Source organism: Novosphingobium sp. LASN5T (assembly GCF_003856955.1).
Classification (GTDB): Bacteria; Pseudomonadota; Alphaproteobacteria; order Sphingomonadales; family Sphingomonadaceae; genus Novosphingobium.
The window spans coordinates 21,946-40,692 of the sequence record NZ_RQSI01000024.1 but is presented as its reverse complement, the minus strand read 5'-3'; the positions used below and the strand labels follow the sequence as shown (position 1 = coordinate 40,692).

At 67.1% G+C, this 18,747-nt stretch carries 19 protein-coding genes and 1 other RNA gene; 14 read left to right on the top strand and 6 right to left on the bottom strand.

Annotation, left to right across the window (positions count from 1 at the left end; translation table 11 throughout):
- Positions 1 to 67: 67 nt before the first annotated feature.
- Together EH199_RS15670 and EH199_RS15665 are read right to left on the bottom strand one after the other, a co-directional pair.
- Positions 68 to 988, bottom strand: a complete 921-nt coding sequence (locus EH199_RS15670; RefSeq protein WP_124810200.1) for an SDR family NAD(P)-dependent oxidoreductase — start codon at positions 986 to 988, stop codon at positions 68 to 70.
- A gap of 112 nt (positions 989 to 1,100) precedes the next feature.
- Entirely contained in the window at positions 1,101 to 2,015 is a 915-nt protein-coding gene (locus EH199_RS15665) for an SDR family NAD(P)-dependent oxidoreductase (RefSeq protein WP_124810199.1), read from the bottom strand.
- A gap of 192 nt (positions 2,016 to 2,207) precedes the next feature.
- On the opposite strand from EH199_RS15665, the gene EH199_RS15660 reads away from it, so the two are divergent.
- From EH199_RS15660 to EH199_RS15635, 6 genes are all read left to right on the top strand, one after another.
- Positions 2,208 to 3,632, top strand: coding sequence for an MFS transporter (locus EH199_RS15660; RefSeq protein WP_124810198.1), 1,425 nt, complete (start codon positions 2,208 to 2,210; stop codon positions 3,630 to 3,632).
- Positions 3,633 to 3,691: 59 nt separating this feature from the next.
- On the top strand, positions 3,692 to 4,432 hold the full coding sequence (locus EH199_RS15655; RefSeq protein ID WP_124810197.1) for a nuclear transport factor 2 family protein: 741 nt from the start codon (positions 3,692 to 3,694) through the stop codon (positions 4,430 to 4,432).
- Between the two features lie 4 nt (positions 4,433 to 4,436).
- A complete protein-coding gene (locus tag EH199_RS15650) occupies positions 4,437 to 5,867 on the top strand; it encodes an NAD-dependent succinate-semialdehyde dehydrogenase (protein ID WP_124810196.1) in 1,431 nt (476 codons plus the stop codon).
- 93 nt (positions 5,868 to 5,960) lie between these two features.
- Positions 5,961 to 6,659: a DUF2490 domain-containing protein gene (locus tag EH199_RS15645; protein ID WP_124810195.1), complete on the top strand. Its 699-nt coding sequence runs from the start codon at positions 5,961 to 5,963 to the stop codon at positions 6,657 to 6,659.
- A gap of 34 nt (positions 6,660 to 6,693) precedes the next feature.
- Positions 6,694 to 7,755: an amidohydrolase family protein gene (locus EH199_RS15640; RefSeq protein ID WP_124810194.1), complete on the top strand. Its 1,062-nt coding sequence runs from the start codon at positions 6,694 to 6,696 to the stop codon at positions 7,753 to 7,755.
- Positions 7,756 to 7,793: 38 nt separating this feature from the next.
- Positions 7,794 to 9,377 (top strand): MFS transporter, encoded by a 1,584-nt coding sequence (locus tag EH199_RS15635; protein ID WP_223806708.1) that lies wholly within the window; start codon positions 7,794 to 7,796, stop codon positions 9,375 to 9,377.
- 154 nt (positions 9,378 to 9,531) lie between these two features.
- On the opposite strand, the gene ssrA is transcribed toward EH199_RS15635, so the two are convergent.
- Positions 9,532 to 9,928: a transfer-messenger RNA gene (gene ssrA / locus EH199_RS15630) on the bottom strand.
- A gap of 52 nt (positions 9,929 to 9,980) precedes the next feature.
- Positions 9,981 to 10,427, bottom strand: coding sequence for a large conductance mechanosensitive channel protein MscL (gene mscL / locus EH199_RS15625; protein WP_124810192.1), 447 nt, complete (start codon positions 10,425 to 10,427; stop codon positions 9,981 to 9,983).
- Positions 10,428 to 10,654: 227 nt separating this feature from the next.
- On the opposite strand from mscL, the gene EH199_RS15620 reads away from it, so the two are divergent.
- From EH199_RS15620 to EH199_RS15595, 6 genes are read left to right on the top strand one after another with little or no spacing between them, the layout of a single operon-like run.
- Entirely contained in the window at positions 10,655 to 11,344 is a 690-nt protein-coding gene (locus EH199_RS15620) for a LemA family protein (protein WP_124810191.1), read from the top strand.
- Between the two features lie 16 nt (positions 11,345 to 11,360).
- Positions 11,361 to 11,909 carry a YgcG family protein gene (locus EH199_RS15615; RefSeq protein ID WP_124810227.1) on the top strand — a complete coding sequence of 183 codons (549 nt, stop codon included), beginning with the start codon at positions 11,361 to 11,363 and terminating at the stop codon, positions 11,907 to 11,909.
- Complete coding sequence (locus tag EH199_RS15610; protein WP_124810190.1) at positions 11,906 to 12,706, top strand: YgcG family protein; 801 nt, start codon at positions 11,906 to 11,908, stop codon at positions 12,704 to 12,706. Before EH199_RS15615 ends, EH199_RS15610 begins: the two co-directional genes overlap by 4 nt.
- A 1-nt stretch (position 12,707) precedes the next feature.
- The gene (locus tag EH199_RS15605; protein ID WP_124810189.1) at positions 12,708 to 13,388 is read left to right on the top strand and encodes a TPM domain-containing protein; all 681 of its coding nucleotides are present in this window, start codon (positions 12,708 to 12,710) and stop codon (positions 13,386 to 13,388) included.
- A complete protein-coding gene (locus EH199_RS15600) occupies positions 13,385 to 13,936 on the top strand; it encodes an NUDIX hydrolase (protein ID WP_124810188.1) in 552 nt (183 codons plus the stop codon). Before EH199_RS15605 ends, EH199_RS15600 begins: the two co-directional genes overlap by 4 nt.
- Before the next feature lie 22 nt (positions 13,937 to 13,958).
- Positions 13,959 to 14,738: an SDR family oxidoreductase gene (locus EH199_RS15595; RefSeq protein WP_124810187.1), complete on the top strand. Its 780-nt coding sequence runs from the start codon at positions 13,959 to 13,961 to the stop codon at positions 14,736 to 14,738.
- A 25-nt stretch (positions 14,739 to 14,763) separates the two neighbouring features.
- Here the strand turns inward: EH199_RS15595 and EH199_RS15590 are convergent, their stop codons facing one another.
- Together EH199_RS15590 and EH199_RS15585 are read right to left on the bottom strand one after the other, a co-directional pair.
- Positions 14,764 to 16,092, bottom strand: coding sequence for an MFS transporter (locus EH199_RS15590; RefSeq protein ID WP_124810186.1), 1,329 nt, complete (start codon positions 16,090 to 16,092; stop codon positions 14,764 to 14,766).
- A gap of 60 nt (positions 16,093 to 16,152) precedes the next feature.
- On the bottom strand, positions 16,153 to 16,623 hold the full coding sequence (locus tag EH199_RS15585; protein WP_124810185.1) for a MarR family winged helix-turn-helix transcriptional regulator: 471 nt from the start codon (positions 16,621 to 16,623) through the stop codon (positions 16,153 to 16,155).
- Positions 16,624 to 16,689: 66 nt separating this feature from the next.
- Here EH199_RS15585 and EH199_RS15580 point away from each other — a divergent pair, with 66 nt between their 5' ends.
- Positions 16,690 to 18,171: a carotenoid oxygenase family protein gene (locus tag EH199_RS15580; RefSeq protein WP_124810184.1), complete on the top strand. Its 1,482-nt coding sequence runs from the start codon at positions 16,690 to 16,692 to the stop codon at positions 18,169 to 18,171.
- Positions 18,168 to 18,641, top strand: coding sequence for a DUF3237 domain-containing protein (locus tag EH199_RS15575; RefSeq protein WP_124810183.1), 474 nt, complete (start codon positions 18,168 to 18,170; stop codon positions 18,639 to 18,641). Before EH199_RS15580 ends, EH199_RS15575 begins: the two co-directional genes overlap by 4 nt.
- Positions 18,642 to 18,747 lie beyond the last annotated feature (106 nt).

The window sequence follows — 18,747 nt, the reverse complement described above, 5'->3', positions numbered from 1 at the left end:
GGGCAGCTGAGCGCGTTCCCCTCTCCCAACCCTCTCCCCTGAAGGGGAGAGGGCTATTCGCTGCCCCTCAGAAATCCGCGGCGCGCGATTTGCGCCGGGCTTCGGCGAAGGCATCGTGGCGAAACTTCTCGAAGGCCACGCGCTGATCGAAGCCGGGGTCCTTGGGGTAGTCCTGATATTCGGCGATGATCTCGTCGAAGATGGTGCGCATCTCGTCCTTGTGATCGGGGTGGGAGAAGATGTGCAGGCGGTTGTGGCGCATCGCGTCGATCACCCGCGCGCCGATCACGTCCGGCTCCATGCCGAACTCGTGGACCCCGGCGAGGCGTTCCACCGCCGCCTTGTCCACCGCCTTCATCTGGCTTTTCAGCGCATCGGGGCGGATATCGTCGCTGGCGTAGATGTAGCTCTTCACCAGGCCCGGGCAGAGCACCGACACGCCGATCTGGTATTGCAGCAGCGAATAGTGCAGCGATTCCGACAGGCCGCGCACCGCGAACTTGGTGGTGTTGTAGATGCCCGGCGTGCCCGCCGCGAGGAACGCGGCCATCGAGGCGGTGTTGACGACATGGCCGCCCTTCTGCTCGCCCGCCTTCACCCGTTCGACCATGCGCGGCACGAAGGTCATCACGCCGTTGATCACGCCGTGCAGATTCACGCCCAGCAGCCAGTCCCAATCGTCGAACGAGCTTTCCTCGATCGGCTGGAACAGGTTGACCCCGGCGTTGTTGCACAGGATCGAAACCGGTCCCATTTCCGCCTCGACCCGGTCGGCGGCCTCGCGGAAGCCTTCGCGGCTGGCGACGTCGAGCTGCACGCCCATGACCTCGCGGTTGTCCAGCGCGGCCAGAGCCTTGTCGATCGAATCCTGGCGGATGTCGGCAATGGCGACCTTGCAGCCTTCGTTGAGCAGCTGGCGCACGAGGCCGATGCCGACGCCGTTGGCGCCGCCGGTGACGAAGGCGGTGCGGCCTGCGAAATCCTTCATATGTCTCCCCTCCGGTTTGCGGGAGGGGCCGGGGGTGGGCCTCTCCCTGAAATGTGATGTGCGTGGGATTGCCCACCCCAAACCCCTCCCGCCCGTGGGAGGGGCGTTACGGTCAGGCGCCGGCGCGCAGCCGGTTCTGCCGTTCGATCTCGGCGGTGATTGCCGGGTTGCGGAACAGCATGGCGAAGGTTTCCTTGTATTCCGGGTTTTCCGGAAGGTGGGTCTGCACCGCCGCCGTGGTCGCTTCGCCGCGTTCGCGCACGCCGGCCAGGAACTCGCTGTGGGTGAGGATGTAGAGCTCGTCGTTGAGGATGCCGCGCAGCACGCGTTCGCCCACCTCCTCCTTGGTCTGGTAGAGGTGCATGAAGCTGCCGCCCGCCTGCCGGCGCTTGTCCGCCTCGGCATAGCCGGTTTCGGCAAGGTCGGCCGGGCGGGTCTTGCCGGCGTCGGCGATGTTGGACTGGACGGCGCCGGGGCAGAAGGCCGAACAGATCACGCCGCGCGGCTCCAGTTCGGGGCGCATGCATTCCATCATCGCGGTGACGGCGGCCTTGCCCGTCGAATAGATCGTGGTCCCGCCCACCGGCACCAGCGCCGACATCGAGGCGGTGTTGACGATGTGCCCGCCTTCGCCATGCGCCAGGATGCGCGGCAGGATCGTGACCACGCCGTTGATGGTGCCGCCCAGGTTGACGTTCATCACCCAGTCCCAGTCGGCGAACGTGGCCAGATCGGTGGGGCCGACCACCGCGACGCCGGCGTTGTTGCACAGGATGTGGATCTTGCCGAACTTCGCTTCAGTGGCGTCGGCGGCGGCGGCGAAGTTGGCGCGATTCGTCACGTCGAGCGGCACCGCCAGCACGCGGTCGCCCCCGTCCAGCTCGGCGACGGCCGAATCGAGGTGATCCTGGCGGATGTCGGCGATGGTCACGTTCATCCCCGCGCCGAGCAGCGCCTTGGCGATGCCGAGGCCGATGCCGCTGGCCCCGCCCGTGATGAAAGCCGTCTTGCCCGGAAGATTCTGCATCCTTGCCTCTCTCCATGCTGCGCCGCCCGCCCGGTTGCCACGGTCCGTTTCAGGGGCGGAGCCGGGTGCCGGGGCCATGCGACCATTCGTTATCGTCTTTTCTATTCACCAGCGCGAGATTGTATGCAAGACTAACAATTATCCGGTGCGAAAAACAGGTCGGAGAATCGACTGGCCGGGAGAGGAGAGCAGATGGCGGGAGCAGCATCCCCGGCGATGAACGGTGCGCCGGAAGTATCTGAAAGCAAGGCGGAAGGAGGGGGCGCCGAGCGGCGCTGGCCGTCAACCGCATCGGCCTATTTCGCGCTGTTCGCGATCATCGCGGCGACGTTCCTGAACTTTTTCGACCAGACCGTGTTCGGGATGCTGGCACAGCGGATCAAGATCGATTTCGGGCTGACCGACGAACAGCTGGGCTTTCTGGGCGGCCCCGCCAGCGTGATCTTCTTCGTGTTCGTGGGCATTCCGCTGGCCCGGCTGGCGGATATCTATCCGCGCAAGCTGGTGCTGGCCGGCGGCATGGCGGCGACCGGTGTGATCATGGGGCTGGGCGGCATCGCGCAGGGGTTCGGCCAGTTCATCGGCAGCCGCATGTTCCTGGGCGCGGGCGGTTCGGCGCACGCGCCGGCCGCCTATTCGATGATCGCGGACTATTTCCCGCCGAAGAAGATCACCCGCGCCTTCGCGCTGCTGCAACTGGGCTTCATCGGCGGGACGACCGCGGGCGTGCTGGCCGGCGGCAAGCTGATCGTCGCGCTGGCGGGCTGGAGCGAGGCGCACGTGCTGGGGCTGCGGGTGCATAGCTGGCAGCTGATCCTGGTGGGCCAGGCGGCGCTGGGGCTGCTGGCGGCCGGCCTGCTGCTGCTGGTCAAGGAACCGCCGCGCCTCGTCCGTGCGCCGGCGGAAGGGCGCGTGCCGGTGCCGGAACGGCACGGGCTGGGCCGGCGCGTGCTGGCCTTCACCGGGCTGGACGCGGCCAGGGCGATCCATGCGCGTGGCCGGGTCTATTACCCGCTGTTCGGCGGGCTGGCGCTGAGCGCGATCGAAACGTTCGGCCTGATGTTCTGGCGCGTGCCATTCATGATCCGCACCTATGGCTGGGACGAGGGGCGGATCGGCTTGGTCATGGCGCCGATGCTGCTCGTCTCGCAGCTGGCGGGCGTGTTTCTGGGCGGGGTGTTCGTGGAATGGATGGCCAAGCGCCATGCCGATGCCAACGTGCGCTGCGCGGCGATCCTGTTCGCGCTCGTCACGATCTGCTCGATCACCGCGCCGCTGATGCCCACGGGCGAGATGGCGCTGGCGGTGTTCGCGCTGAGCGGCGTGTTCGGCCTGGCCGGCGCGGTGCCGCAGAACGCCGCGATCCAGCGCATCGCCCCCAACGAGATGCGCGGGCAGGTGACCGCGATCTACCTGTTCATGTTCACGTTCTTCGGCGCGCTCGGCAGCTTCGTGGTCGGCGTGGTCGCGCAGCGGATCGTGGGGGTGGAGGCGGAGCTGTGGAAGGCGCTGGTGATCACCGCCGGCACGCTGCTACCGATCGCCACGCTGTGCATGGTGCTGGCCATCCGCCCCTATCGCGCCGAAGTGGCGCGGCTGGAAGCGGAAGGTCGTTGACAGTTCAATGAAGTTGCCGCAGTTTGTTTGCAACACGTACAATTCGGGAGAGTTTCCAGATGTCCGATTCCGATCGTATCGCCGCGCTTGAAACGCAGGTTGCCGAGCTTGGCCGCCGCCTGACCGTGCGCGAGGACGAGCTTGATATCCGCAAGCTCCAGCACCTCTACGGCTATCTCATCGACAAGTGCCTCTACAACGAGACGGCCGATCTGTTCACCGACGATGGCGAAGTGCGCTTCTTCGGCGGCGTCTGGAAAGGCAAGGAAGGCGTGCGTCGCCTCTATGTCGAACGGTTCCAGAAGCGCTTCACCTATGGCAACAACGGCCCGATCGACGGCTTCCTGCTCGAACACCCGCAGTTGCAGGACATCATCAACGTGCAGCCCGATGGCGTGACCGCGCTGGCCCGCGCGCGCTCGATGATGCAGGCGGGGCGCCACAAGGACTTCGAAGGCGACCAGCCCTGGCTCAAGAGCCGCCAGTGGTGGGAAGGCGGCATCTACGAGAACACCTACAAGAAGGTGGACGGCACCTGGCGCATCCACATCCTGAACTACATGCCGATCTGGCATGCCGATTTCGAAACCGGCTGGGCCAACACCAGGCCCGAATACGTGCCGTTCCCCAAGGAAACCTATCCCACCGACCCGACCGGGCCGGACGAGCTGATCGAGGGCCACTGGCTGTGGCCGACCCACAAGCTGACGCCGTTCCACTTCCCCCACCCGGTGACGGGCGAGGAAATCGTGGCGCAGCGCTGGGAAGGCGATGAAGCCCGCGCAAAGGCGAAAGGCTGATCCGATGACGGCCTATCCTGCCCTCCACATGGTGATCGATGGCGAGCGCGTTGCCGGCGGCGGGCGCCGCACGCACGCGGTCGTCAATCCCGCGACCGGCGAGACCATCGGCGAACTGCCGCTGGCCGAGCCGGCCGATCTCGACCGCGCGCTGGAAACCGCGCGCAAGGGGTTCCGCATCTGGCGCGATTCGACGCCGCAGCAGCGCGCGGCGGTGCTGCAGGGCGCGGCGCGGCTCATGCTGGAGCGGCAGGACGACCTGGCCCGCATCGCCACGCTGGAAGAGGGCAAGACGCTGCCCGAGGCCCGCATCGAAGTGATGATGAACGTGGGGCTGTTCAACTTCTACGCGGGCGAGGTGTTCCGGCTCTATGGCCGCACGCTGGTGCGCCCGGCGGGCATGCGCTCGACCGTCACGCACGAGCCGGTCGGTCCGGTCGCCGCCTTCGCCCCGTGGAACTTCCCGCTGGGCAATCCGGGCCGCAAGCTGGGCGCGCCGATCGCGGCGGGCTGTTCGGTGATCCTCAAGGCGGCGGAAGAGACGCCGGCCTCGGCGCTGGGCGTGCTGCAGTGCCTGCTCGACGCGGGATTGCCCAAGGAAGTGGCGCAGGCCGTGTTCGGCGTGCCCGACGAGGTTAGCCGGCACCTGCTGGCCAGCCCGGTGATCCGCAAGCTGAGCTTCACCGGATCGACCGTGATCGGCAAGCACCTGAGCAAACTGGCCGCCGACAACTGCATCCGCACCACGATGGAGCTGGGCGGCCACGGCCCGGTGCTGGTGTTCGGCGATGCCGACATCGACCGCGCGCTCGATACCATGGTGACCTCGAAGTACCGCAACGCCGGGCAGGTCTGCGTCAGCCCCACGCGCTTCATCGTTGAGGAAAGCGTGTTCGACCGCTTCCGCGACGGCTTTGTCGAACGGGTCAAGGCGATCCGCGTCGGCAACGGGCTGGACGAGGGCGCGCAGATGGGGCCGATGGCCAACGCGCGCCGGCCCGAGGCGATGGAGCGCCTGATCGGCGATGCCACGGCGCGCGGCGCGAAGCTGCTCGCCGGGGGCGAGCGCGTGGGCAATGCCGGGTTCTTCTATGCGCCGTCGGTGCTGTCCGAAATCCCCCTCGATGCCGCGGTTCTCAACGAGGAGCCGTTCGGCCCGGTGGCGCTGCTCAACCCGTTCCGGGGCGAAGAGGCGATGATCGAGGAGGCGAACCGCCTGCCCTATGGCCTGGCCGCCTATGCCTGGACGCAGGACGGCAAGCGCCAGCAGCGCGTGGCGCGCGAGATCGAAAGCGGCATGGTGGGCATCAACACGACCATGATCGGTGGCGCGGATGCGCCGTTCGGCGGGGTCAAGTGGTCGGGCCACGGGGCGGAGGACGGCCCGGAAGGCGTGATGGCCTGCCTCGTCACCAAGGCGGTCCACGAAGGCTGACCGGGCAGCGCAACGTCATGGCCGGGCAATCCTTTGGAAACATGGGCAATCTAGCTGAACGGGCCGTTTTCCGGTTCCCTCAGCGAGAATGCCATGCCGCGATTGCCCCGCCGTGCCCTGTTTCTGCCCCTGCCCGTGCTGATTCTGGCTCTGTCCGCCCTGCCGGCCCACGCCGCGCGGAACGATCACCAGGTCTGGGGCGTGGTGCAGGGCACCGTCGATCTGGGCGGCCGGGCGACATCGGCGTTCGACGTCCAGTACCGCGTGACCGACGGCGCCTCGCGCCAGGGGCAGGTGCTGATCCGGCCGGCGATCGGCGTCTACCTGAACAAGACCACGGCCGCCTATCTCGGCTATGCCTTCGTCACCACCGATCCGCTGGGCGGCACGCCGACCGACGAACATCGCGTGTTCGAGCAACTGACATTCCGCATCGCCGGAGACGGCAAGGGGCCGACGCTGACCGCGCGCACGCGGCTGGAGCAGCGCTTCGTCGAAGGCTGGACCGGCCACACCGGCTGGCGGCTGCGTCAGCAGGTGCGCGGCACGCTGCCGCTGGGGGGGCGGGGCGTGGCGCTGGTGTCCACGCTCGAACCCTTCGTCAGCTTCAACACCACCGGCTGGGGCCAGCGCGCGGGCTTCGACCAGGTGCGCGCCTTTGCCGGCGTCTCCCTGCCGGTGGCCAGGGGAATCGCCATCGAACCCGGCTACATGGGGCAATACATCGCCCGTTATCGGCAGCCGGACAGCATGAACCACGTTATCAGCCTTTCGCTGTCGCTGCGCAGGTGACCGTCGCCGGGCTGCTTCGGAAAAGGAACAGCCCATGACCAATGACCACCCCCTCAGGACCGGCGGCGACCGCGGCTATCTGCGCATCGCCACCGAGGAAGCCTTCGCCACGCGCGAACAGGTCGACGTCTATCTGCGCATGGTGCGCGATGGCACGGCCGACAAGGGCATGCTCTCGCTGTGGGGCTTCTATGCCCAGTCGCCGTCCGAACGCGCCACGCAGATCATGGATCGCCTGCTCGACCTGGGCGAGCGGCGGCTGGCCGACATGGACGCCTATGGCATCGACAAGGCGGTGCTCGCACTGACCTCGCCCGGCGTGCAGCCGATGCTCGATCTGGCCGAGGCCAAGGGCATCGCCACGCGCGCCAACGACTATCTGGCCGAACGCTGCGCCGCGCATCCCGATCGCTTCATCGGCCTGACCGCCGTGGCGCCGCAGGACCCGGCATGGTCGGCCGCCGAAATCCGCCGCGGCGCGGGCGAGCTGGGCTTCAAGGGCGTGCAGATCAACAGCCACACCCAGGGCGAATACCTCGACGATCCCAAGTTCGACCCGATCTTCCGCGCGCTGGCCGATACCGGGCAGCCGCTGTACATCCATCCCGCCACGCCGCCGGACGCGATGATCGACCCGCTGCTCGAATCGGGCCTCGACGGCGCGATCTTCGGCTTCGGGGTGGAGACGGGGATGCACCTGCTGCGGCTGATCACCATCGGCATTTTCGACCGCTATCCCGATCTGCAGATCATGGTCGGCCACATGGGCGAGGCGCTGCCCTACTGGCTCTATCGCCTGGACTACATGCACCAGGCGGGCGTGCGGTCGAAGCGCTACGAACGGATGAAGCCGCTGAACAAGACCATCGCCGAATACATGCGCTCGAACGTGCTCATCACCAATTCGGGCATGGCGTGGGAGCCGGCGATCCGCTTCGCACAGCAGGTGGTGGGCGAGGACCGCGTGATGTACGCGATGGACTATCCCTATCAGGTGGAGGCGCGCGAGGTGCGCGACATGGACACCATGGACATCTCCCCCGAACTCAAGAAGAAGTTCTTCCAGACCAACGCCGAACGCTGGTTCGGTATCTGAACCGGCGCATGGGCGCCGCAGGTGGAAAGGGAGAGCCGGTGAACGCAGTCGCCAAGGGCGGATGGTACGCGCTCGCGCTGGTGGCGCTGACCAACGCGATGAGCCTGCTCGACCGCCAGATCCTGGCGATCCTGGCGCCCGCCATCAAGAAGGACCTGGCAATCGGCGATGCCGAGATGGGGCTGCTCTATGGCACCGTCTTCGCGCTGTTCTACGCGCTGTTCTCGCTGCCCGTGGGGCGGCTGGCGGACGGCTGGGTGCGCACGCGCCTGCTGGGCATCAGCATCGCCTTCTGGTCCGCCGCCACGGCGCTGGGTGGCCTGGCCGGCAGTTTCGCCACGCTGGCGCTGTCGCGGCTGGGCGTGGGCATCGGCGAGGCGGCGACGCAACCGGCCGGCACCTCGCTGATCTACGACTACTGGCCCAAGCCGCGCCGGGGCTTCGTGATGGCGGTGCTGGCCTCTGCCATCGCGCTGGGCCTGGGCGGATCGCTGGTGCTGGGCGGGGTGGCGGCGCAGGCATGGACCGAGCGCTACGCCGGCACGGTGGCGCCGTTCGGGCTGAAGGGGTGGCAGTTCGCCTTCCTTGTCGCCTCGGCCCCCGGCTTCGTGCTGGCGCTATTCCTGCTGCGCCTGCACGAACCGGAACGCGGCGTGATGGACGGATTGCCGACCGCGCCCGATCCGCGCCCTTTCGCGGCCAGCCTGGAACTGCTCGGTTCGGTGCTGCCCGGCCTGCACTGGATCGGCATGATCCGGCGCGGCGGCGATCGGGGCACGGTGCTGCGCAATCTGGCGGGGCTGGCGGCGATCGTGGCGCTGATGGTGGTGCTGACGCGGGTGAGCATGGCGGTTTCGCCACGCCCGACCTTCGTCATCGCCGGGCTGGCGGTCAACCCGCACGCGCTGCAATGGACCGTGATCGGCTTCGGCGTGTTCGTGATCGTCAATCTGGTGCAAGGGATGCGGCTGTCCGATCCGCAGGCGCACCGCGTCATCACGCGATCGCCCACGCTGATCATGGCGATCGCGGTCGGCACGCTCCAGTCGGCGATCAACTATGGCATGATGGCGTTCAACCCCACGTTTCTGATCCAGAGCTATGGCCTGTCGATGCGCGAAACCGCGCTGCAGTTCGGCATGGTTTCGGCCGGAATGGGCATCGTCGGCCCGATGCTGTGGGGGCCGCTGTCGGACCGGCTCCACCGCCGCTATCCGGGCGGCGGGCGCGCAGGCGTGGCGCTGTTCGCCATGGCGGTTTCGCCGCTGCTGTCGTTCTGGGTCTATACCGCGCCGGCGGCCGGCACGTTCTACGGACGTTTCGTGCTGTATAGCCTGGTGCTGACCGGCTGGATGCCGCCGCTCTACGCCATCCTCTACGATCAGGTGCTCCCGCGGATGCGCGGGCTGACCGCGAGCCTCTATCTGCTGGCGATGACGATCCTGGGCATGGGCATCGGCCCCTATCTGGTCGGGCTGCTGTCCGACGCGACCGGCAACCTGCGCGCCTCGATGCTCAGCATCAACGCGGTGGCCGTGCCGATCGTGGTGCTGATGCTGCTGATCGCCCGCCGCGCCGCGCGCGACGAGGCGGCGCTGCTGGAGCGTGCGGGCGCCGCATAAAGTCGCATGACATGGCCTCTCGTCATGGCGAGGGGCAAAGCCCCGTGGCCGTCCAGAGCGGCGCGCGGGGCACTGGATTGCTTCGCTGCGCTCGCAATGACGAAGCGGATCAAAACGCAGCCATCGTGCGCCAGCCGCGTGAAATCGGGGAAACGGTAGGGGGTTTCTGTTGCCCGGCACCCCCCAAGCCGCTGGAATCCGCTTCTGTTGACCGGTGGGTCCAACCGCGTTCTGGCTTTGTAACTTCAGGGCGTTAGCCCCTAGAATTACGCCGCGAGAGCAAGTGCTTCGTTGTCGTTGGCACTTGTTGGTTTTGAGCCTTGAACGGGTTACTCAGCCCGGGCGAAAACAGCGCTTTTCAACACACGTCGATCCTAGTTCGGCCCCGTCATCTGCCCCGCCTGCCGCCAAAGGAGGCCGGACGGGAAAGGTGGTGGAGCCGCCGGGTACCGCCCCCGGGTCCGCTGCGCCTATTGCACGCCGCAGTTTATCACCATAGCCGGCAAGCCGGCACCTCCCCATATAGGGATCGCCCGCCAAATGAAAAGGGGCGCCGAAGCGCCCCTTGCCGTGCCCGGATGCCCGCGCGCGGAGAAAGACCGGTCAGACCCGGTTTTTCAGCGCATCGCGGATTTCGGCGAGCAGTTCCACTTCGCTCGGCCCCGCGGGCGCGGCCGGAGCGGCCGGTTCCTCGGGCTTGGCGAACGCCTTGTTCGCGGCTTTCACGATCAGGAAGATCACGAAGGCCAGGATCACGAAGTTGACGATCTGGGTGACGAAATCGCCATAGCCGATCATCGCCACGCCCGCTTCCTTGAGCGCGGCGTAATCGTCCGGCTTGCCCTTGTAGGTTTCCGGAATCGGTCCGAGGCGGATGAAATACTTGGAGAAATCGGCGCCGCCGGTGAAATAGCCGACCGCCGGCATGATGACGTTTTCGGTCAGCGAGGTGACGATCTTGCCGAACGCCGCGCCGATGATCACGCCAACGGCCAGGTCCAGCACGTTGCCGCGCGCGATGAACGTCTTGAATTCCTGCAACATGCCCATGAGCTTCCCCGTAGTTCTGACGGCCCTGTTACCGGTTGCTTGCCACCCGCCGCCGGGCGCGACAAGCGGCAAACGTGCTGCGGGTTTCTCCAGAATGGTGCAGGTTGCCGCAACCCGGCCCTGCCCTTGAACGGTCACCGGCTATCGCTATGTTCCTGGACAGCAACGCCGGAGCGGCCCTGCCGGGGCCGCGCGCCCGGCAGGATGACATAAGGGTATTCCGACCGATGGCCGCTTCCCTGTTCCGCCGCCTTTCCCGCCCCCTGGCGCGTTTCGCGTTCGTGGCCGCCGCCGCGGCGACGCTGGCCGGCTGCGGCGTCAATTCGATCCCCACCGCCGAGGAAAACGCCAAGGCCAAGTGGGCTGACGTGCAGAACCAGTACCAACGCCGGGCCGACCTGATCCCCAACCTGGTGGCGACGGTGAAGGGCTATGCCAAGCAGGAGCAGGACACGCTGACCAAGGTGACCGAAGCGCGCGCCAAGGCCACGAGCGTGCAGGTTTCCGCCGACGACCTGACCGATCCCGCCAAGATGGCCGCGTTCCAGCAGGCGCAGGGCGCGCTGTCGCAGGGGCTGGGCCGCCTGATGGCGAACGTGGAAGCCTATCCCGATCTCAAGTCAAACGAGAACTTCCTGGCGCTGCAAAGCCAGCTGGAAGGCACCGAGAACCGCATTTCCGTGGCGCGGCGCGATTACAACGAGGCCGTGCGCGAATACAACACCACGATCCGCACCTTCCCGGCGGTGATCGGTGCCAAGGTGATCTATGGCGCGAAGCCGCTGGTGCCGTTCGAGGCGACCACGCCGGGGGCGCAGGAGGCGCCGGCCGTCAGCTTCGACAGCCCGGCCGCCCCGGTCGCGGCGCCCGCCAACGACAACACCGGTGATGCGTCGGCGAAGAAGGCCGCGAACTGAACTGATCGGCCCCGTGATGCGCAGGCTCGCTCTTGCTCTTGCAGCCGCGCTGCTTCTGGCAACGGGCGCGGCGGGTTGGGCATGGGCGGTATTCGGCCAGCGCGTGGCCGAAGCGGCGAGGCCGTCAGCGCCCATTGCCCTGACAGGCCGCGTGGTCGACAAAGCAGGGCTTCTGCCGGATGCGGCTAAGGCGGCGTTGACGGATAGACTTGCGGTATTGGAACGGACGGCCGGGCCGCAGTTCGTGGTGGTGACGGTGCCCACGCTTGGTGATCGTTCGATCGAGGACTATGCCCGCGCACTCGGCAATGGCTGGGGCGTAGGCGACAGGCAACGCAATGATGGCGTGATTCTTCTGGTCGCGCCAGCCGAACACAAGGTGCGGATTGAAGTGGGCAAGGGTCTCGAAACCACGTTGTCTGATACTCTGTGCGCCGAGGTGATCGGAGAGGATATCCTCCCTCGCTTTCGTGCTAATGCCCTGCGTGAAGGGATCGAGGCAGGCGCGGATCGCATCATTGCGATCTTATCGGCCCACCCCACGCTGCCGAAAGGGGCGTCATGAATCGCCCGCTGTTCGCGCTGTTGCTGGCCGTGCTGGCGCTTGTTGCCGGCCCGGCCTTCGCGCAGACCTTTCCGCCGCTGACCGGCCGCGTGGTCGATGACGCGCATTTGCTGAACCCGCAGCAGGTCGCCGCGCTCGATGCCAAGCTGGCCGCGCTGGAGCAGCAGTCGCAGCGCCAGCTGGTCGTGGCGACGATTCCCGACCTGCAGGGCATGCCGATCGAGGATTACGGCTACCAGCTCGGCCGCGCCTGGGGGCTGGGCGACAAGCAGCGCAACGATGGCGCCCTGCTGATCGTCGCGCCCAACGAACGCAAGGTGCGGATCGAGGTCGGTTATGGCCTGGAAGGCATTCTCACCGATGCGCTGTCGCAGGTGATCATCCAGCGCGAGATCGTGCCGCGCTTCAAGCAGAACGATTATGCCGGCGGGATCGACGCGGCGGTGGACCAGCTCATCGCGCAACTGAAGCTGCCCGATGACGAGGCGCGCAAGGTGGCCGAACAGGCGCAGGCGGGCGCCGGCAAGGGCAGCGCGCCACGGTTCGACATCGGCACCGTGGTGTTCCTGGTGATCTTTTTCCTGTTCTTCGTGCTGCCGTTCATCCGCGCCATGCGGGGAGGCGGGCGGCGCTATGGCAGCAGCCCCGGCGTGATGATCTTCCCCGGCGGCGGCTGGGGCAGCGGTGGCGGTGGAAGCAGCTGGGGCGGCAGCGACTGGGGCGGCGGAGGAGGAGGCGGTGGCTTCTCCGGCGGTGGCGGCAGCTTCGGTGGCGGCGGCGCTTCGGGGGACTGGTAGGATGGCGGCTGTGCACCTGACCGACAGCGACCGGACGCGCATCGCGCAGGCGGTCACCGCCGCCGAGCTGCGCAGCGCGGGCGAGATCGTGACGATCGTGACCGCGCGGTCCGATCCCTATCGCGACGTGGCGCTGGCCTGGGCGGCGGCGGTGGCGTTTCTCGCGCTCGCCGCGCTCGAATTCGCGCCGCATTTCTATCTGGCGCTGATCGACCGCGTATTGGGCCTGTGGGCGACCGAATGGAGCCCGCGCGCGGTGCTGGGGGTGGCGCTGAGCGTGGCACTGGTCAAATTCCTGGCCATGCTGCTGCTGCAGGCCTGGGAGCCGCTGCGGCTGTGGCTGGTGCCCCGGCCGATCAAGCGCGCGCGCGTTCACGCCCGTGCGCTGACCTGCTTCCGCATCGGCGCCGAAAGCCGCACCACCGGGCGCACCGGCATCCTCATCTACCTGTCGATGGCGGAACGCCGGGCCGAGATCATTGCCGACGAGGCCATCGCCGCGCGCGTCGCGCCCGAGGTGTGGGGTGACGCCATGCACGCGCTGCTGGCCGAAATCCGGCAGGGCCGCGTGGCCGACGGGATGATCGCGGCCGTGGAAGGCGTGGGCGCGGTGCTTGCGCAACACCTGCCGCGCGCCGATGATGACGTGAACGAATTGCCGGACCGGTTGATCGAAGTATGAGCCCGGAAGACGAGTATCGCGACGAGCCCGAACAGGTGCGCTGGGAAGGGCGGTTCATCGTCGCCAAGACGCGCGGGCGCTGGGAATACGTCAGCCGCACGCGCAACATCCGCGCGGCGGTGATCTTGGCCGTCGACAGCGCGGAACGGGTGATCCTGGTCGAACAGTTCCGCGTGCCGCTGGGCAGGCCGGCGATCGAACTGCCGGCGGGGCTGATCGGCGATCATGACGATAGCGCGGACGAGGATGCCGCCGTCGCCGCCGCGCGCGAGCTGGAGGAGGAAACGGGCTATCGCCCCGGCCGCATGGAGGCGGTGGGCGAGTTCTATTCCTCCCCCGGCATGGTCTCCGAAAGCTTCACGCTGTTCCGCGCGCACGATCTGGAGCGCGTGTCCGATGGCGGCGGGGTGGAAGGCGAAGGCATCACCGTCCACCACGTGCCGCTGCCGGAGATCGAAGGGTTCATCGCCGCGCGCCGGGCCGAAGGCTATGGCATAGACGTGCGCATACTCATGCTGCTGGGGCCGCGCCTGCTGGGCGGCACCTGAAAACCATAACGGAGAGGATGAAATGGGCAGGGTTCAGGGGAAGAAGGCGCTGGTGACCGGCGCGGCGCAGGGCTTGGGCGCGGCGCAGGCACGGATGCTGGCGCGCGAGGGCGCGAAGGTGCTGCTGACCGACATCAACGGCGCGGGAGCGGCGGCGCAGGCCGAGGCGATCAACGCCGAGCTGGGTGCGGGCACCGCCTTCGCGATCCGCCACGACGTGACCAGCCCCGACGACTGGGACGCCGCGATCGCGCTGGCCGGCGAGGCGCTGGGCGGGCTGTCGGTGCTGGTCAACAACGCCGGCGTGGGCGTGCGCGGCAATATCGAGACCTGCACGCTGGAAGACTGGCGGCGCGGCTTCGCCATCAACGTCGACAGCGTGTTCCTGGGCTGCCAGAAGGCGCTGCCGCTGCTGAAGGACAACCAGCCCGGATCGATCGTCAACATCAGCTCGATCGCCGGCCTGATCGCTTCCGACACCATGCCCGGCTACAACGCCAGCAAGGCAGCGGTGTGGATGCTGTCCAAGTCGGTGGCGCTCTATTGCGCCAAGCGCGGCTGGGACGTGCGCTGCAACTCGGTCCACCCGACGTTCATCGACACGCCGATCCTCGATGGCATCGCCACCAACGCCAATCTCGACAAGGACGTGGTGATGGGCAAGCTGGCGCGGCAGATCCCGCTGGGCCGCGTGGGCCAGCCCGACGATATCGCGGCGGGCGTACTCTATCTCGCGAGCGACGAAAGCCGCTTCATGACCGGCGCCGAACTGAAGCTGGACGGCGGCATTTCCGCGATGTGAGCGCCGGGCCTGCCCGCGGCCGCGATCAGTGCTGGTCGCGCCGCAGCGGCAGGAACAGCATCAGCGCGAGCGCGAGCAGCGAACCGGTGGCCATGATCACCGAAACCGTCATCAGCCCCAGCTGGGCCTTGAACAGCGTGCCCGCGAGATAAGGCGAAAGCGCTGCCCCCGCGCGGCCGATGCTGAGCGCAAAGCCGGTGCCGGTGGCCTTGACGTGGGTGGGATAGACGGCGGCGAAAGCGGTATAGAAGCCGACGATCGCCGAATTGGTGAACAGGCCGACCGAGACCACGGCCAGGGTCCAGCCCATCAGACTGTTGGCGCCGAAGCCGAAGCGCGCGACCAGCAGCACCGACAGCGCCAACGCCACCAGCGTCGCCTGCTTGATCCCGAAACGGTGCATGAACCAGCCGAACGCCGCCCCGCCGATCGCGCCGCCAAGGTTGGCATAGGCCAGCACGCCCGCGCCCTGCGCCTGCGTGAAGTTCTGTCCGGCGAACTGGGGATCGGACATGATCGAGGGCGTCATCTTGAGGATGTAGTAGAACGTCAGCGCGTGCGCGGCATAGCCGAGCGAGAGGATCAGCGTGGCCTTGCGCAGCGCGGGGCTGAAGATGTCGGCCAGGCTGGCCTTCTGTTCGTGCGGCGCCGGCGGCGGCAGCGCGCCGATCGCCGGCTGGCGTAGCGCGGCCAGCGCGCGGTTGATCCTCTCCAGCGCGCCGGCGGGCCGGGCGCGCATCAGCCACGCCGGCGTTTCGGGCACGAGGAACCAGACCAGCGGCAGGCAGATGGCCGTCATCGTCCCGCCGAACAGGAACACCGAACGCCAGTCGTGCGCTTTCAGCAGCTGCGCCGCGACGAGGCCGCCCAGGAACGCGCCCAGCGGATAGCCGATCACCATCAGCGACATCGCCATGCTGCGCGCCTTGCGGCTGGACAGTTCGAAGGCGATGGCGTTGATCGCGGCCAGCATCCCGCCGATGCCGAGGCCGGTGATGATGCGCCAGATCGAAAGGCCGACCGGCGACGTGGCGGTGGTCGCCATGAACATGCCCACTACCATCAGCAGCAGGCAGGCCAGCGTGGTCCGGCGCCGGCCGAAGCGGTCGGCCGCGCCGCCGAGCAGCAGCGAGCCGAGGCCCATGCCGATCAGTTCCATCGACAGCACCGCGCCCAGCCCGTCGGGCGCGAGGTGCCATTCCTTCTTGATGCCGGGGCCGGCGAAGGCGCTCGAGAGCACGTCGAAGCCGTCCAGCGCGTTGAGGAAGATCGTGATGATCACCGCGATCCATTGCCGCGCGGTCATCGGGGCATCGTCGAGGATGCTGCGTGGATCGGTGCTCGAATCGGCCATCACTCTCCCCTTCGCGCCAGATCGGTCCCTGCCGGCGGCGAAACTGTTATTTCCTATAACTCATTCATGAATGCGCGCCAGCAATTCCAGCAGGATCTTTACTTCGCGATCGCTAAAGCGGCTTTTGACCCAGGCTTCGTGCTCACCGATCGCGCGCTTGGCGCTGGCCAGCATCTCGTTGCCGGCCGGCTCCAGATAGAGCGCCTGCTTGCGTCCGTCCTTCGGCGAACGGTCGCGGCGCAGGAGGTGCTTGGCCTGAAGCCGGTTGATGATCGCCATTGTCGTGGCGCGGTCCATGCGCAGGCGCTGCGCCAGATCGGTCTGGGCGATGCCGGGGTGGTCATCGACCAGCCACAACACGGAAACCTGCTTCTGCGTCAGATCGAGATCGGTGAACGTCTCGGTAAAGTGGCGCAGGCAGGCGCCGTGGGCCAGGCGGATGTGGAACCCCAGGATATCGTTGATCGCGCCGATATCACCGGATTCCGGGTCGGCCGGCGCAATCGCGTCCTCGAATTTGTCCTTGATCAATGATCCACCCCCGATGCCCCTTGCTTATTTGTTAGTGTCGCATACAAATATCACAAGGAGGATGTCATGGCCGAATTTCCAAAAACCCCGAGTTTCACGGGCTTCAACACGCCGTCGCGGGTGGAGGCGGATATCGCCGATCTGGCCCACGATGGCACGATCCCGCAGGAGTTAAACGGCGCTTTCTACCGCGTCCAGCCCGACCCGCAATTTCCGCCGCGGCTGGGCGACGACATCGCCTTCAACGGCGACGGCATGATCACCCGGTTCCACATCCATGACGGGCAGTGCGATTTCCGCCAGCGCTGGGCGAAGACGGACAAGTGGAAGCTGGAGAACGAGGCCGGAAAGGCGCTGTTCGGCGCCTATCGCAACCCGCTGACCGATGACGAGAGCGTGAAGGGCGAGATCCGCTCCACCGCCAACACCAACGCCTTCATCTTCGGCGGCAAGCTGTGGGCGATGAAGGAGGACAGCCCCGCGCTGGTCATGGACCCGGCGACGATGGAAAGCTTCGGCTTCGAGAAGTTCGGCGGCAAGATGACCGGGCAGACCTTCACCGCGCATCCCAAGGTGGACCCGGCGAGCGGCAACATGGTGGCGATCGGCTATGCCGCATCGGGCCTGTGCACCGACGACGTGACCTACATGGAAGTCAGCCCGGCGGGCGAACTGGTGCGCGAAATCTGGTTCAAGGTACCCTATTACTGCATGATGCACGACTTCGGCATTACCGAGGACTATCTTGTGCTGCACATCGTGCCCTCGATCGGCAGCTGGGAACGGCTGGAACAGGGCAAGCCGCACTTCGGATTCGATACGACGCTGCCGGTCTATCTGGGAATCATCCCCCGCCGCGATGGCGTGACCGACGCCGACATCCGCTGGTTCAAGCGCGATAACTGCTTCGCCAGCCACGTGCTGAACGCCTGGCAGGAAGGCACGAAGATCCACTTCATCGTGCCCGAGGCCAAGAACAACATGTTCCCGTTCTTCCCCGATGTCCACGGTGCGCCGTTCAACGGGATGGAGGCGATGAGCCGGCTGACCGACTGGGTGGTCGATATGGCCTCTAACAGCGAGGATTTCGCCGAAATCCGTCCGCTGACCGATACCGCCAGCGAGTTTCCGCGCATCGACGATCGCTTCACCGGCCGCAAGACGCGCTATGGCTGGGGGCTGGAAATGGACATGAAGCGACCGGTCGAGCTGCGCGGCGGCAGTGCCGGCGGGTTGCTGATGAACTGCCTGTTCCTCAAGGACTTCGAGACCGGTGCCGAACAGCACTGGTGGTGCGGCCCGGTCAGCAGCCTGCAGGAGCCAGCGTTCGTCCCGCGCGCCAAAAACGCGCCCGAAGGCGATGGCTGGATCGTGCAGGTCTGCAACCGGCTGGAGGAACAGCGCAGCGATCTGCTGATCTTCGACGCGCTCGATATCGAGAAGGGGCCGGTCGCCACGATCCACGTCCCCATCCGCCTGCGCTTCGGCCTGCACGGCAACTGGGCCAATGCCGAGGAGATCGGCCTGCTGGAAGCGGAGGCCGCGTGAATCCGCCGGTAAGCCCGCCCGGCCTCGAATTCGTCTACGAGGCCACGGGCGATCTCGAACCGCCGCGCCCGATCGGCGAAACCTATGACGGGACGCGGCGGATCATTCCGATCGTGGGCGGCGGACGCGTGGAAGGGCCGCTGATCAGCGGAAAGCTGGTCGGCAACGCGGCGGACTGGCAACTGACCCGCCCCGACGGGGTGACGGTGGCCGACGCGATCTACGCGCTGGAAACCGACGACGGCGTGGTCATCCAGATCCGCAACCGTGGCCTGCGCCACGGCCCGCCCGAGGTGATGCAGCGGCTCGCCGCCGGGGACGCGGTGGACCCGGCGGAGTACTATTTCCGCACGGTGCCGGAATTCATCGCGCCCAAGGGCCGGTACGAATGGATGAACCGCTCGATCTTCATCTGTTCGGGCGCGCGCTTCCCGCTGGGCATCAAGCTGTGGGTCTGGCGCGTGCTGTAGCAGCGAATGCGTTGGTTACATCGACATTGCGAGGGGCGCAGCCCCGCGGCAATCCCGAGCGGCACGTGGAATTCTGGATTGCTTCGCTGCGCTCGCACTGACGATG